The organism is Mycobacterium sp. NPDC004974 (genome assembly GCF_053600815.1).
This window is the reverse complement of record NZ_JBSGAQ010000002.1, coordinates 399,481-412,446: the sequence shown is the minus strand read 5'-3', so window position 1 is coordinate 412,446 and position 12,966 is coordinate 399,481. Positions and strand designations below refer to the sequence as shown.

The 12,966-nt window shown below is 62.4% G+C and carries 12 protein-coding genes; 8 read left to right on the top strand and 4 right to left on the bottom strand.

Going from position 1 to position 12,966, the window contains the following annotated elements; translation table 11 throughout:
• Positions 1-75: 75 nt before the first annotated feature.
• A complete protein-coding gene (mraY, locus tag ACWEFV_RS06890) occupies positions 76-1,155 on the top strand; it encodes a phospho-N-acetylmuramoyl-pentapeptide-transferase (protein WP_450069581.1) in 1,080 nt (359 codons plus the stop codon).
• Positions 1,156-1,332: 177 nt separating this feature from the next.
• Positions 1,333-2,289 carry a hypothetical protein gene (locus ACWEFV_RS06885; protein WP_450069580.1) on the top strand — a complete coding sequence of 319 codons (957 nt, stop codon included), beginning with the start codon at positions 1,333-1,335 and terminating at the stop codon, positions 2,287-2,289.
• A gap of 218 nt (positions 2,290-2,507) precedes the next feature.
• Here ACWEFV_RS06885 and ACWEFV_RS06880 read toward each other — a convergent pair whose 3' ends face one another.
• Positions 2,508-3,287, bottom strand: coding sequence for an acyl-CoA thioesterase domain-containing protein (locus ACWEFV_RS06880; RefSeq protein ID WP_450069579.1), 780 nt, complete (start codon positions 3,285-3,287; stop codon positions 2,508-2,510).
• A 162-nt stretch (positions 3,288-3,449) separates the two neighbouring features.
• Positions 3,450-4,976 (bottom strand): amidase, encoded by a 1,527-nt coding sequence (locus tag ACWEFV_RS06875; protein WP_450069578.1) that lies wholly within the window; start codon positions 4,974-4,976, stop codon positions 3,450-3,452.
• Positions 4,977-5,257: 281 nt separating this feature from the next.
• Here ACWEFV_RS06875 and ACWEFV_RS06870 point away from each other — a divergent pair, with 281 nt between their 5' ends.
• A complete protein-coding gene (locus ACWEFV_RS06870) occupies positions 5,258-6,154 on the top strand; it encodes a class I SAM-dependent methyltransferase (protein ID WP_450069577.1) in 897 nt (298 codons plus the stop codon).
• A gap of 74 nt (positions 6,155-6,228) precedes the next feature.
• On the opposite strand, the gene ACWEFV_RS06865 is transcribed toward ACWEFV_RS06870, so the two are convergent.
• On the bottom strand, positions 6,229-7,068 hold the full coding sequence (locus tag ACWEFV_RS06865) for a sugar phosphate nucleotidyltransferase (protein ID WP_450069576.1): 840 nt from the start codon (positions 7,066-7,068) through the stop codon (positions 6,229-6,231).
• Positions 7,069-7,241: 173 nt separating this feature from the next.
• On the opposite strand from ACWEFV_RS06865, the gene ACWEFV_RS06860 reads away from it, so the two are divergent.
• The gene (locus ACWEFV_RS06860) at positions 7,242-8,138 is read left to right on the top strand and encodes an aminoglycoside phosphotransferase family protein (RefSeq protein WP_450069752.1); all 897 of its coding nucleotides are present in this window, start codon (positions 7,242-7,244) and stop codon (positions 8,136-8,138) included.
• A gap of 117 nt (positions 8,139-8,255) precedes the next feature.
• On the opposite strand, the gene ACWEFV_RS06855 is transcribed toward ACWEFV_RS06860, so the two are convergent.
• Positions 8,256-8,912, bottom strand: coding sequence for a MerR family transcriptional regulator (locus ACWEFV_RS06855; RefSeq protein WP_450069575.1), 657 nt, complete (start codon positions 8,910-8,912; stop codon positions 8,256-8,258).
• A gap of 89 nt (positions 8,913-9,001) precedes the next feature.
• On the opposite strand from ACWEFV_RS06855, the gene ACWEFV_RS06850 reads away from it, so the two are divergent.
• The 4 genes from ACWEFV_RS06850 to ACWEFV_RS06835 all read left to right on the top strand — a co-directional run bounded on the left by ACWEFV_RS06850 (position 9,002) and on the right by ACWEFV_RS06835 (position 12,919).
• Positions 9,002-9,556 (top strand): DUF4188 domain-containing protein, encoded by a 555-nt coding sequence (locus tag ACWEFV_RS06850; protein ID WP_450069574.1) that lies wholly within the window; start codon positions 9,002-9,004, stop codon positions 9,554-9,556.
• A gap of 840 nt (positions 9,557-10,396) precedes the next feature.
• Positions 10,397-10,999, top strand: coding sequence for a hypothetical protein (locus ACWEFV_RS06845; protein WP_450069573.1), 603 nt, complete (start codon positions 10,397-10,399; stop codon positions 10,997-10,999).
• Between the two features lie 412 nt (positions 11,000-11,411).
• Positions 11,412-12,203 (top strand): alpha/beta fold hydrolase, encoded by a 792-nt coding sequence (locus tag ACWEFV_RS06840; RefSeq protein WP_450069572.1) that lies wholly within the window; start codon positions 11,412-11,414, stop codon positions 12,201-12,203.
• A 128-nt stretch (positions 12,204-12,331) separates the two neighbouring features.
• Positions 12,332-12,919, top strand: a complete 588-nt coding sequence (locus ACWEFV_RS06835) for a GrpB family protein (protein ID WP_450069571.1) — start codon at positions 12,332-12,334, stop codon at positions 12,917-12,919.
• Positions 12,920-12,966: the final 47 nt, after the last annotated feature.

The window sequence follows — 12,966 nt, the reverse complement described above, 5'->3', positions numbered from 1 at the left end:
CCTGGTGGGGGCTTGGAGTTCGATGCGGTGCAGACGACCTCGCTCGAACTGGGCGCGAGAGACCTGCAACGGTCTATGACGCAGATACTCCTCGCCGCGGGCATGGCCCTGGTGGTCGCCCTTCTGCTGACTCCCGTGTTGATCCGGGTGTTCACCCGGCTGGGGCTAGGCCAGCAGATCCGCGACGAAGCCCCGAAAAGCCACCAACGCAAACGGGGTACGCCGACGATGGGCGGTCTGGCGATCCTCACCGCGATCTGGGCAAGCTACCTGGGTACCACCCTGGTCGGGCTCGCACTCGGCGGTGAGGGCCCGACGGCATCAGGACTACTCGTCCTCGGATTGGCCACCGCACTAGGTGCGGTCGGCTTCGCCGACGACTACATCAAGCTGCGGCGCGCCCGCAACCTCGGCTTGAACAAGAGAGCCAAGAGCGCAGGACAGCTCATCGCAGCAGTCCTCTTTGGCACGCTCGCACTCCGTTTCCGCAACGCCGACGGTCTCACCCCAGGCAGCGCTGAGCTGTCCTACGTCCGCGACATCGCCGCGTTCACACTGCCGCCCGTGGTGTTCGTGCTGTTCTGCATCATCGTCGTCTCTGCGTGGTCGAATGCCGTCAACCTCACAGACGGCCTCGACGGGCTCGCCGCAGGTGCCATGGCAATGGTGACCGCCGCTTACGTCCTGATCACCTTCTGGCAGTTCCGAAACACATGTGCCGTCGTCCCCGGACCCGGCTGCTACCAAGTCCGTGACCCTCTCGACTTAGCCCTCGTCGCCGCCGCGACCGCCGGCGCCTGCATCGGATTCCTATGGTGGAACGCCGCACCCGCCAAAATCATCATGGGTGACACGGGTTCCCTGGCGCTGGGCGGCATCATCGCCGGGCTATCGGTGACCAGCCGCACCGAGATCCTGGCCATCATCCTGGGCGCCCTGTTCGTTGCCGAGGTGACGTCGGTCGTCATCCAGGTAATTTCGTTCCGCACTACCGGCCGAAGGGTCTTCCGAAATTCCCCGCTGCACCACCACTTCGAGCTGATGGGTTGGCCAGAGACCACGCTGACCATTCGGTTCTGGCTGATCACCGCCATCGCCTGCGGACTCGGAATCGCGCTCTTCTACGGCGAATGGCTGACGGCTACCGGTGCCTGAGCGCCAGTTCAACAACCCTGCGTGCGCCGAAGACAAGGTGCGTGCATTGCGCCGAGACGGGATGTGATCACTCTCGTTTCTCTAGAAACGAGACAAGACGGACGGACCGTCGATCGACGAACAGCGCGTCCGCTAAACCAGTTGGCCTTGCGCGGCCGTGTAGGGATGCTGTGTCGGATGGAAGCCCTCAGTCAATGGTCGTCGTTGAGCGATCAGGTCAAGCTGGCGAACGACCTTTTCGGCCCGCCCACCGGCGAGCAGAAGGTAGCTAGTTGGCTCGCTGAGCAGATGAGCCTCGTCGAAAACGTCGACTTCGCCCAAGAATTCGCCGCTCATGTCCAGCTGCCCGGCATTGCGATCCTCGACTATGCCCACCGGCACGTTCGCTCCAACCACGGTGAGTTGCTTGGCGGGATTCGGTTCTACTCACGCGACACCGCGCGCCCCTTCGTCGACGTCCTCGCCCACAACTTCGACGGCATCGATGCCCTCGCCGATTGCGTTCTTCGCGAATGGTCGGCCTTCAACGCCCCCTATCTCCGCCTCCGAACCGCCCCCGGACTCCTCACCGATCGGCTTGACGGCATCCTCGACGAGACCATTCATGTCGCTCGTTACCGGGACATGGTGCCCGCCGACGGCCGCGTCACCCTCGACCAGTTCGACGACCCCGAACACGCCATCTCACTCGTCGACGCCCGCTACGCCGCACTGGCCGCCACGGACCCAACGTTGGCCAATAATCTTTCTATCGCTGCGCCGGAGGATCTCCGGCACTGGCATCACAGCGATCAACTACGCGCAATACGCAGGCACGACACCACGATCGGAGTCCTTGCCGTAGTGCCCGGCGCAATTGGGTGGATCACCGGTGACGAAATCAACGAGGAGGTCATCAGCACAGCCCACGCGGGCCAGGGATACGCTGCCTCGGCCCAAACCGCCTGGGCCCGTTACATTGCCACCGATGCCGACCAACTCCTGATCGGCACCATCGACCGCCACAACCACGCCTCACGTGCCACCGCTCTGCGCGCCGGCCGACCACCGGTACTTGACGACATCTTCATCGCGCTACGCGCCTCCAGAACCCCACCACGGCGAGACAAGAACCGATCGACCTCGAATCGCTAGAACCGAGACACAGCGGACGTCGCTGCGGTGACGTCCAGGGGGCTCCGCGCCGTCCTGGCCCAGTGGGGGCTTGGAGTTGGATCCGGTGCAGCTGCCGTCGGTCGAACTGCGCGCGAGATGCCGGCAACGGTCTATGAGGTGAGTATGTCAATTGATTAGTGCCCACTGTGACGGCTTGAGTGGGGACCATGCGGCTTCGATGACAATGCTGTGCGGTGCTAGGTCAGGTGTTTCTGGCGTCGAGCGTTGGAGATGGCGGTGATATTGCTCTTACCGAACGGCCCGTGGTGATCGAAGACGGTGGCGGTTCCCACAGCGATGCCCTCGTTTTCGAGTTGGTCGTCGGCGCGTAGTCCGATGCCGCCATCAGAAGGTAGTCGTGTGAGTGTGAGCGTCATGTCGGTGTTGATATAGCCGGGGCCCGCGGTGCCCCAGTTGCAAATCAAGCTGGTGTTCTCGCCAATGAGTGCCACGTTCTGGAACGGAGTGAGCGGTTCGTCGTCGAGCAGCGGTGGGAAGTTCTGCCAGATGGTTTTGCGGTCGGCGTTGTTGTGGGCAGTGAAGTCGGCGCTCCACTGACCGTCGCTGTGGATAAGCGGTGGCCCGTGGTCGGGCCGACCATCGTGGGGAGGCGCTGGGAGAGGGTCTTCTGCGTGCCATAGCTGCCCGGGCGGGTCTTGGGTGACGGGTAGAAAGATCGCGGTAGCCCTGGCTCTGGGTTCGTCGTCCTGGATGACTGTGGCATCGGTGACGATGATGCGGTTTGCGCGACGGATGACGGTGCTGCGCATGATTAGCGGTTCGGTTCGCACCGGGCTGAACAGGTCGACTGTCAGTCTGGCCGGGATGAATCCTGCTGTTTCCGTTGTCTTTTCGATCTCGCGTGCGAGCGCTCCGCAGACGGCGTAACCCCCTACTTGGGCGGCTGACCACACGCTGATGGAGATGTCGCGAGGAACAAGCGTCCCGCTGCTTCCGAGAGTGAAGAACGATGTCACGGTTGGCGGACCTTTCCGGTCAGTCTGTGGTGGCGTCACGTCTGCTGTGTGGCGGCTCGGGTTGGGCCAAGCGGTAAGAGTGGCCGGCGGGTTCGAATGGGATGTCAAGGTGAGGTGAGCTGATTGGGACCTGGATCTGGAACAGAGCCTGCACGCAGCGTCTCAGTCGGCTGGGTGACGGTGGTGCCAGTCGGTGACCTGTTGATAGGCATTGCCGGCACGTACAAGGGTTGCTTCGTCCAGGTGGCGGGCGACGAGTTGGAACGTCAGTGGCAGACCATCGTGGGTGAATCCGCCGGGCAATGTGATCGTGGGATTGCCCGACATGTTGAAGGGTTCGGTGAACCGCCACATCAAGGCGGTGCCTTGCGGGGTGGCCCAAAGCTGGTTGATCCGTTCAATGGTGAGATTGTCGGGCGGTTGCGACGGCGTCAACAACACGTCGATGTCGTTGAACAAGGTGGCGAGCCCGCCGCTGAACGCGAGCCGTGCCTGTTGGGCCTTCATCACATCCATACCCGTCGTGGCGCGGCCGGCGTCCAACAACCCGGCCAAGGGCCCGTATTCGCCGCGTCGGGACGGGTATGTCGCCTCATGGGCGATCGCGGCTTCGGCCGCGCACGACGCTAACCCGCTCGTAATCAACATATCTGGGCTCGGCACGTGGACTTCCTTGACGTTTGCACCGAGCGTTTCGAACACTTTTCGGGCCGCCCCGACCATCTTGATGGTTTGTGGGTCGGCTCCGGTGTCGTTGTAGGCCGGATCGATTCCTACTCGTAGATTGCCCAGCCGCGCATCGAGATTGGCCAAGTAGTCCGGCACCGGTGCGGTCACACTGGTGGGATCGTTGGGGTCGTGGCCGGCGATCACAGCAAGGATGACACCGGCGTCGGCTGCTGATCGCGTGATGGGCCCGACGTGGTCGAGGCTTTCGGCCAAAGGGAACACCCCGTAGCGACTGACCCGCCCCCAGGTGGGTTTGAGGCCGGTCACACCGTTGGCCGCGGCGGGATATCGGATCGATCCGGTGGTGTCGGTGCCCAGAGCGCCAAAGCACAGACCCGCGGCGGTGGCCACCGCTGAACCACTCGACGACGATCCGGCCCAGTGCGCGCGGTTCCACGGGTTGACCGGGGGTGTCACGGTCGGGTGGTAGTCGCCGGAGGCGCCTTCGGTTAACGCCAGTTTGCCCAGCAGGATCGCTCCGGCGTGGTGAAGGCGTTGTACTACAGTGGCGTCGTAGTCGGGGCGGTACTGCGCGTAGATCGACATCCCCGCGGTCGTCGGAATCCCTTTGGTGCGGCACAGATCTTTGACTGCAATCGGGATGCCATGCAACGGACCGCGGTAGTTCCCGCTCGTGATCTCACTTTCGGCTTGCTTGGCTTGTTCGATAGCGAGCCCATCGGTCACCGTGGCATAGGCGTGCAGGGTTGGCTGGAAGTGGTTGATCCTGTCGAGCAGAGCGTGAGTCAGTTCTACCGGGGAAATCTGACCAGACTTGAGCGCCGTCGCGGTGTCGAGAAGTGAAGAGTAATGCGGTTCCGCCGCTCCAGTGCGAACCGCGGCAGGGGCGGCCGTGTCGGCCGCCGGGTGTGCGCATGCTGTGGCGGTGGCGGAGACGACCAGCGCCGCGGTCAGAAACCTTCGACGGTCAATTCCTACATCTAGCTGCGAATCCCCCATGCAGACCAGTCAAACCCGATGCTCGACGTGCGTCGGGGACCAACACGCACGACCAGCGATTGATCTGTCCGCTGCGTAGGGTCCGAGCTGCGTCCCTGCGGCACCGCCGGTGGTGATCACATCCACTATGCGAGCGATGGTTTTTCCGGTGATGTCGGCGCCTTCGGCAAGCCTGCAGGTGCCGTGGGGTTTGGCAGCTTTCCGGACCCGAGCTTTTGCTGCCAAACCGCAACCTGCAAACCAACAACCGACTCGAAGTCGTGGAGTGCGGCGTACCAGTAATGTTGGGACAACTGGACCACTTGCGATGGTGCGTCAGGCTGTCGCCGAAAGCTGCGGGCGGGTGGTCCAGAAGGGGGAGCAGTATGAACGCGACCGATCCGCCTGGCAGCTCAGACGGTGGCCTGTTCGCCGGGACTGCCTGGCATTATGCGCGGTATCGGCCGGGCTATCCTGCAGCCTTCCTCGATGATCTCGTCCAGGGTCTGAGTCTCGATGGCACCGGCCGTCTGCTCGATCTAGGTTGCGGCACCGGTCAACTGACGCTCCCGCTCGCCGCGCACGTCGTCGAGGCGGTAGGGATGGACCACGAACCCGACATGCTCGCCGAAGCCTCCCGGCAAGCACAGGAAGCGGCTGTCACCAACGTGAGCTGGATCCACGGTAATGCAGCAGACCTCCCGGGCAATCTCGGGCACTTCACGCTGGTCACCATGGGGCGTTCATTTCACTGGATGGACCGCGAACACGTCCTGGCGGCTCTTGACGGCATGGTCGACGATGACGGCAGCCTGGTCATCGCCAACGACAGCAACCTCTTGCTGCCGACCACACCATGGCAGCGGGCCATCCAGGAGGTTCAACGTCGATTCCTGCCGCCGGATTACCAACACGGCCCACCGCCGGCGACCAACACCGGCCATACACATGAGCAAGTATTGGCGAATTCAGCGTTCCAACAGGTGAATCGGCGGGTCTACGAATTCACGCGGCACTGGACCATCAAACAAGCCATCGGCTACCTCTACTCAACATCAGTGCCACTACGCCGACTACTTGCTGACCGACAGACCGAGTTCGAGGACACCGTCACCGACGCCCTGCTCGCGATCGAACCCAGCGGTCACTTGACCGAAGCAGTCGCTTTGGAAGTCCTGACCGCAACTCGCACAACATAATCCACGCCCAGTACGCCCCTACACACAGATGTGCCCCCGGATAAACCGAGTCACCCAACGGTGTTCGTGGCGGTTTAGGGAAGGTCCCTGGAGGCCACGAAGTTGTTCGCGGCCAGCAGACCTCGGCGGTCGCCGATATCGAAGTACTGACCGTCGGTCACGTATACGAGCGGCGGCACATCGGCGTCCACCAGCCGCAATAGCGCATCGGTGATGCGGCGCTCCCCACTGCGTGGGTCCACGGGCACGGCACGCACGAGATCGATAATCGTCGGCTGCAGGAGGTAGCGGCTGATGTTGACGAGAGGATCTCGGGTCGGATCGGATGGCACCTCCTTCTCCTGAAGGCCGGTCAGATGCAGCTGGCCGTCCCGTCGGGCTACGGCGAGGACTCCGTAGCGTCCCGCCTCTGCCCGGTCACATGCGCGGGCGATGAGGCCGCTGCCTCCGACGTTTACCTGGTCGGCGAGGTTGTGCAACGTGGAGGTGGGTGGGGTGTCGATGAGGATGTCGTCGCCGGAGATGTAGTAGAAAGGCTCGTCACCGACGAAGTCCTCGACGAGCAGCAACGGAACGGCTGTTCCATAATCATCGACGTCAAGCCGTTGATAGAAGAACTGAAAGTCGATTCCGCGGCCGATGTCGTTGAGCACCTCGCCCTTCGATTGCCAGGAATGTCGAGCCAGCAGCGCTTCCAAGTCCGGATCTGGTGTGAAGTAGTCCTGCACCTGTGACGTACCAGCCCGCACGACCACCGCGATCTGGTCGACACCCGCAGCTTGGCACTCGTCGACTATTAGGTCGATTGCCGGGCGTGTACCGATAGGAAGCATCGCCTTGTCGATTGTCTTGGTGACGGGATACATGCGCGTCCCCAGCCCCGCGGCTGCGACGACGGCCCTGCGAACGTCCATATCCAAAAGGCTAGGGGAAGAAATAGGCGATGGCGGGTCCGAAATCGAGACGGCGATAGCGCTAAATCGACGTGCATCTGCGGGATTGAGCCTGGTGTGATTGCAGGTCCACGAACACCGCAGATATTCGTTTGCCTGGCGAGTTCGGCGCCTGCGAGGCTGCCGTGGTGGGCATGCACGTTGGTCAGTTGGTGGTCTCAACCTCGACGGTGCGTGCGTTGATTGACGAGCAGTTCCCGAATTGGCGTGACTTTCCGTTGCAGAGAGTGGCCGCTACCGGCACAGTGCACGAGATCTTCCGGCTTGGTGATGGGCTGGCAGCTCGATTTCGCCTCGTGCCCGACGATGTCGAGTCAGTAGGGTCTGAATTGCGGGCTGAGGCTGAGGCGGCCCGCGAATTGGCCGACCACACTCGGTTCGCCACTCCTGAGCACGTCGCAATCGGTGAGCCCGGTAGGGACTACCCGATGCCGTGGTCGGTCCAGACGTGGCTTGATGGCACTGTAGCGATAGACGACGATCCAAGTGAGTCGGAGGGTCTTGCAACAGATTTGGCCGAATTCATCACTGGTGTGCGCCGCATCGACACTCGCGGGCGTCGCCACAGCGGGAACGGGCGTGGTGGTGTTCTAGCGGACCATGATGAGTGGGTCCGGGAGTGTCTCACCAGAAGTGAGGGCTTGTTGGATGTCGTTGCTCTGAACCACATCTGGGAAGCGCTGAGGGGCTTGCCACGTGGCGACAGTCCCGACGTGATGAATCATGGCGATCTGCTGCCTGGCAATCTCCTCGTGCGCAACGGGCGGCTCACTGGGGTCCTTGACGTTGGCGGCCTCGCCCCAGCAGACCCCGCGTTGGATCTGGTGAGCGCTTGGCATCTTCTGGAGGTCGGGCCGCGTCAGGTGATGCGTGAGTGTCTCGGCGCTGGCGACGAGGAGTGGGAGCGCGGAAAGGCATGGGCGTTTCAGCAGGCGATGGGTGCCGTCTGGTACTACGCCGACAGCAATCCGGTTTTCAGTCTGATAGGCCGACGAACCCTCGCACGCATCATCGCCGATTCGGCGCGATAGAAGGGCATCGCCATGCAGAATGGCAACCGACAACCACCACCACGGCGCCGTTGGCTCACCGAGTGGGGAGGTGGCCCCGCGCGACCTTGTTTACAGGTTGATGTGGTCGCTCCGTATTCAGATCGCGGTTTCCGTATCGGCGGGATGGTTGCCACCGAATCTGAGGGCACTGTGATGTTCGTGTCCAAGCCGCCGCAGGCAAAGAAGCAACTGGCCAAACACCAGCTCGCCTACCACCATTCGCTGCGCAACAGCATCGCGGTCCTCGGCCGGGTCTGCATCGCCCAGCCGGCTGACCTCGTATGCCGCGAGTGCGTCGATGAGACCGAGATATGTTGCCGCGTTGGGTAAGTCGAGCGGCCAATCGAAATCGCTAAGCACCCCGAGGAGAACGGCAAGCTGACCGAGGGCGGGAGAATCCGGGCGCGCATGTGTCCAACCGGCCTGCTGGACCACCTCGTCGGCGAGTACGCGCGCCTGTCCGGTCAGGGCATCTGTTGGGCGCGCCAGTGCGTCATAGGCTGCACCGAAGACCTGATGCATTGACAGCGATTCGTCCTGCGCCGCATCGACGATTTCTTTCAGGTCTGCCACCGAGACTGCGCCGATCTCGCGCAGCGCACGCAGCAGCCGCAGTCGGGCCACGTGGTGGTCGGCATACTCCGCACGCCGTTCGCTTACCTTGTTTCCGGGTGGCAGCAGGCCTTCACGCAGGTAGTACTTGATCGTCGCTACGGATACGCCGGACCGCTCGGCGAGTTCAGAGATCCGCACTCGGCACCTTTCCGCAGGGTTGACAGCAGCCAGTGGATAGTTTCACTATCTCTAACTGGATACTTCCGCTATCTAGTCTAGGAGATGCGATGACTCAAACCTCAATTCCGCGCGCGTTTCGCGACGCCCTGCACCGTGTTCCCAAGGGTGTGCTGGCGGGCGCGAGTGTCGCGGACGTAGGCGACGACGAGGTGGTGGTGTTCCTGATAGGAGCGCGGGTGCACCGCTGGCGCAAGGTCCGTAGCTGGTTCCCCACCTTCGTTGCGATGCCCAGGATGCTGATCCAGCTAGCGAAGAATCCTGAGCTTGGTCTCCTCCACGCCAAGACGTACCGGTCAGGCCGCGACGTCATCGTTGTCCAATACTGGCGCAGCGTCGAAGATCTGGGCCGGTTCGCCAAGGATCCCGCACTTGCCCATGCGCCGGCCTGGGCGGCATTCAGCCGTGACGCAGCCGGTACCGGTGACATCGGCATTTGGCACGAAACCTATCGGGTGCCCGCCGATGGCATCGAAACCCGTTACGGCAACCTGGCCCCATTCGGTTTGGGCAAGGCAATCGGGGTGCGCGGGCGCTTGGGAGCACCCCGCAACAGCACGCACCAGAAAATGAACGAAACCGACTCGGAGTACATCGACATCTGACGATGGGCGAGAGGAGCTGTCGCAACGCCCAGAAGGGGATCTTGACGCGATCTAGAGCGATCCCGATCCTCGCCGGTGATCCCGACACTGGCTTCAGCGTGGAGCAGTTTTAATGAAGGCCCCTACTTTGCACGAGGTAGCACGTCATGTTCGGATTATGTTGAACATCAGTGACATTGAACGGGTACCCGTACGGCATCAACACACCCTTGGTGTCGAGGTCGTGCTGCTTCTGGACGTTGTCGCGTTCAACCGCGTCAGCGGCGCGTAGGCGAGCGGCAACAGCTTCCACTCCGGTCCCAAAGCAGTGCGATCCCTCTGAGGTGAGTTCCTGGATCGGATCGTCAGCCTTCTGAGTGTGGATCTCCGGAGTGGCTGGCGCCGAGGGATTTTCGGCAGGAGGTGTCGTGGAGGTACCTGCGCACCCGACGAGCGAAAGTAGCAGCCAGGCCGCGCCCGCTGTGATGGTCAATCGATTCATGTCGCGAATCTATCCACGGGTATGTGGAATCGCGTTTGAGCTTGCCTCGTGTCGGGTGGCTTTCTCGACCGCGGGCCCGCATAACGCGGCGATGCGGTCGCCGATGATTCGCGGATCCGACGCCGCGGCCTCTGCTCACTGATCACACACCGACATCGGGGCCTTCGAAGAGATATCGATCAGCTGACCGTCGGCGTCGACGCCTGAACGCATGGATATTTGGCGAAACAGAGACCCAAGGGCCAAGCGAATCCGACATCAAGCGGGCCAAATTGCGTGAGCCGTCATTGAAGGCCGAGAGCGCCGCCATCGTGAAATTGGTGTCTGAACAGCGCCGATGGTGACCTTATGGTCGAAGGATGGCAACCACCCTGCGCGTGAATCCGCCTGTGCTGCGAAACGTTTCTGCCGACGAGAAGTCGGTGGCTGCCGCCGCGCCTACTTGCTGGCGACGCGTGATCGGGGTGGTCGGACTATTGATGCTGGCCGCTGTGATGGTCGGGTGCGGGACAGTGGTGAGAGATCCGATGTCGCCGCAACAGTCCCGCGCGCAGGTGATGGACGTCGGCAAGGGGTTGGTCCAGGATTTGGGGTTGCAGGGCAATCTGGTGAGGACGACGTTCACCTACGAATCCTGCACGGACAACAACAAGGGCCCGTTTAGGGGCAAGCTCGTGTTGGTGTTCTGGATGCCGGGGGCCGACCGGTCCGCACCGGTGGATCCGGCAACGGTAATTTCCGCGCTGAAGCAGCACGGGTGGCAGGGCGACCCGGACTTTCACTCGCACAGCACCGCGACTTTGACGAAGAACGACGTGAAGGCGGAGGTGGAGTTGATGTACGTCGTGCCATTGGACGCTCACGCGCGTGTCACACTCTACGGCCAATGCCGCGACACTTTCGATCACTCGAAAGACCCATTCGATCGTGGCGACGTCACGGCTGAGTTGGAATCGCCCTAGCGTCCGCCGGATCCGGATCCGGCGACGGGCCTAGCAAGATAGGGGTACTCAGGCCGCTGCGGGCCGTTGGTGTTCTTGGTGGATGAATGTGGCGATTGTGTTGCAGCCCAATCGGTTTTGCCGCGCACGCCTGGCATCCGGATTCGGTGGGCACTGAGATAGGCGAGGGGGCTGGCGAGGGGGTCCCTTGGGCCGGTAAGAGTCGGTGGGCGATCGTCGATTGCGCGGGTGGCTCGAATTCCAGCGAGCGTGGATGCTTCGCTCGCTTGCCTGTTTGCCCTCGGGGTTGGTGGCGCCTCGATGACTTACTGAGATAGGCTAATCAATCTTCGATAGATTGCTGGTTAGGGCAGTTCGGCAGCGACAGTCGCGAAGCGTCGTCGAGCGGCTTTGAGCGGGAAAGGGTGGCCTAGTGAGCTCGATCGAAACAGTCATCACCGAAGACGGTGTGACGATTGGTTGTCATACCGCAGGGCAAGGGCCACCTCTACTGCTCGTGCACGGCGGGGGCGGCGATCATTCACGGTGGACGCACATTCTTGGCCGGCTCAATGAGCGCTTTACCACCTACGCGATGGATCGCCGGGGGCGAGGTGCGAGCAGCGACGGCATCGGCATGTACGACATCGAAACTGAATTCGACGACATCGCAGCTGTCATCAACGCGATCGGTAGCCCCGTCGACGTCCTCGCCCACTCATACGGCGCGTTGTGCACGTTGGAGGCGGCCCTGAGGACGCCGCATGTTCGACGCCTCGCGCTATATGAGCCGCCGCTGCCCGTCGGTGTCGACTTCTATCCGGCGGGTTTCGTCGAACACCTCAGCGCGTTGCTCGATGCTGGCGATCGAGACGGATTGGTAGCCGCAATGTTCACCCAAACCGGCACGCGGGCAAGCGATTTAGCGACATTGCGAGATCTTCCCGCTTGGCGCAGGCGAGTCGACGCTGCGCACACGATTCCGCGTGAGATGCAGGCGATATCCGGGATCTACCAACCAGACTTCGACAGATTCGCGAGCGTTGCCGCACCGGTGCTGCTGCTCGTCGGTAGCGACAGTCCGCAGCCATTAAAACTCGGCACTGAACGCCTGCACACAGTACTGCCGGACGTCAGGGAAGTGGTCCTGAACGGTCAGGCGCATTTTGCGATGGATACTGCCCCCGACATGTTCCTGCGCGAGATACTCACATTCTTCGAATGAACTACCGATTGACCGCGCAGACACAACATTCGGGCCATGCGAGAGCCTTGCAGGTCTGCCGGTGAGTTGGGACACGGGGCGCTGGGGACCTGGACCAGCAAGAGATGCCGACGGTTCTAGGGGAGTCGATGCCTGCGTCGAGCGGTGCCCCTCGATCAGAGGAGAAGGAATTGTCGGCCAGTGAGAGCGGTCCGCCGGCTTGGGCCACCGAACCGGTCTATCTCGCCGATGCCGATCCTGCGTGGGCACTGCGCGGCGAGCAGGATCGCGGCCAACTGGAAGTGCTATTGGCACCGTGGCTGATCGCCCGGGTCGAGCATGTCGGCTCCACGTCGATACCCGGTCTCGCTGCCAAGCCAATCATTGACTTGCAAGCGCTCGTAGCTGACCTGGTGGATCCGCAACAGCTGGTCGCAGCGCTGCAACCGCATGGCTGGCACTACGTGGATCCCGACCTGGACCGGCGCCCCTGGCGACGATTCTTTGTCAAAGTCACGGGAGGCAGGCGCAGTGCCCACCTGCACGTCATGACGCCCGACAGTCCGCGCTGGCGCCAGCAGCTCATCTTCCGCGACGCGCTACGCGCAAACCCGGTCCTGGTCGCGCAGTATGCGGCGCTGAAACGGGCTCTCGCATCCGAACATTCCGACGATCGCGAGGCCTACTCGACGGCCAAAGCAGATTTCGTCGCATCGGTCCTCACCGGCGCTTCGTAGCTCGATCGCAGCTGTACGCGACGGGTGAGTGGAGTGAGCTGTTGGAC

Bases quoted from the DNA above. Each gene is read 5' to 3' on its own strand.
- mraY (WP_450069581.1), top strand. From the start codon at position 76: ATGACGCAGATACTCCTCGCCGCGGGCATGGCCCTGGTGGTCGCCCTT.
- ACWEFV_RS06885 (WP_450069580.1), top strand. From the start codon at position 1,333: ATGGAAGCCCTCAGTCAATGGTCGTCGTTGAGCGATCAGGTCAAGCTG.
- ACWEFV_RS06875 (WP_450069578.1), bottom strand. From the start codon at position 4,976: ATGGGGGATTCGCAGCTAGATGTAGGAATTGACCGTCGAAGGTTTCTG.
- ACWEFV_RS06870 (WP_450069577.1), top strand. From the start codon at position 5,258: ATGTTGGGACAACTGGACCACTTGCGATGGTGCGTCAGGCTGTCGCCG.
- ACWEFV_RS06865 (WP_450069576.1), bottom strand. From the start codon at position 7,068: ATGGACGTTCGCAGGGCCGTCGTCGCAGCCGCGGGGCTGGGGACGCGC.
- ACWEFV_RS06860 (WP_450069752.1), top strand. From the start codon at position 7,242: ATGCACGTTGGTCAGTTGGTGGTCTCAACCTCGACGGTGCGTGCGTTG.
- ACWEFV_RS06850 (WP_450069574.1), top strand. From the start codon at position 9,002: ATGACTCAAACCTCAATTCCGCGCGCGTTTCGCGACGCCCTGCACCGT.
- ACWEFV_RS06845 (WP_450069573.1), top strand. From the start codon at position 10,397: ATGGCAACCACCCTGCGCGTGAATCCGCCTGTGCTGCGAAACGTTTCT.
- ACWEFV_RS06835 (WP_450069571.1), top strand. From the start codon at position 12,332: ATGCCTGCGTCGAGCGGTGCCCCTCGATCAGAGGAGAAGGAATTGTCG.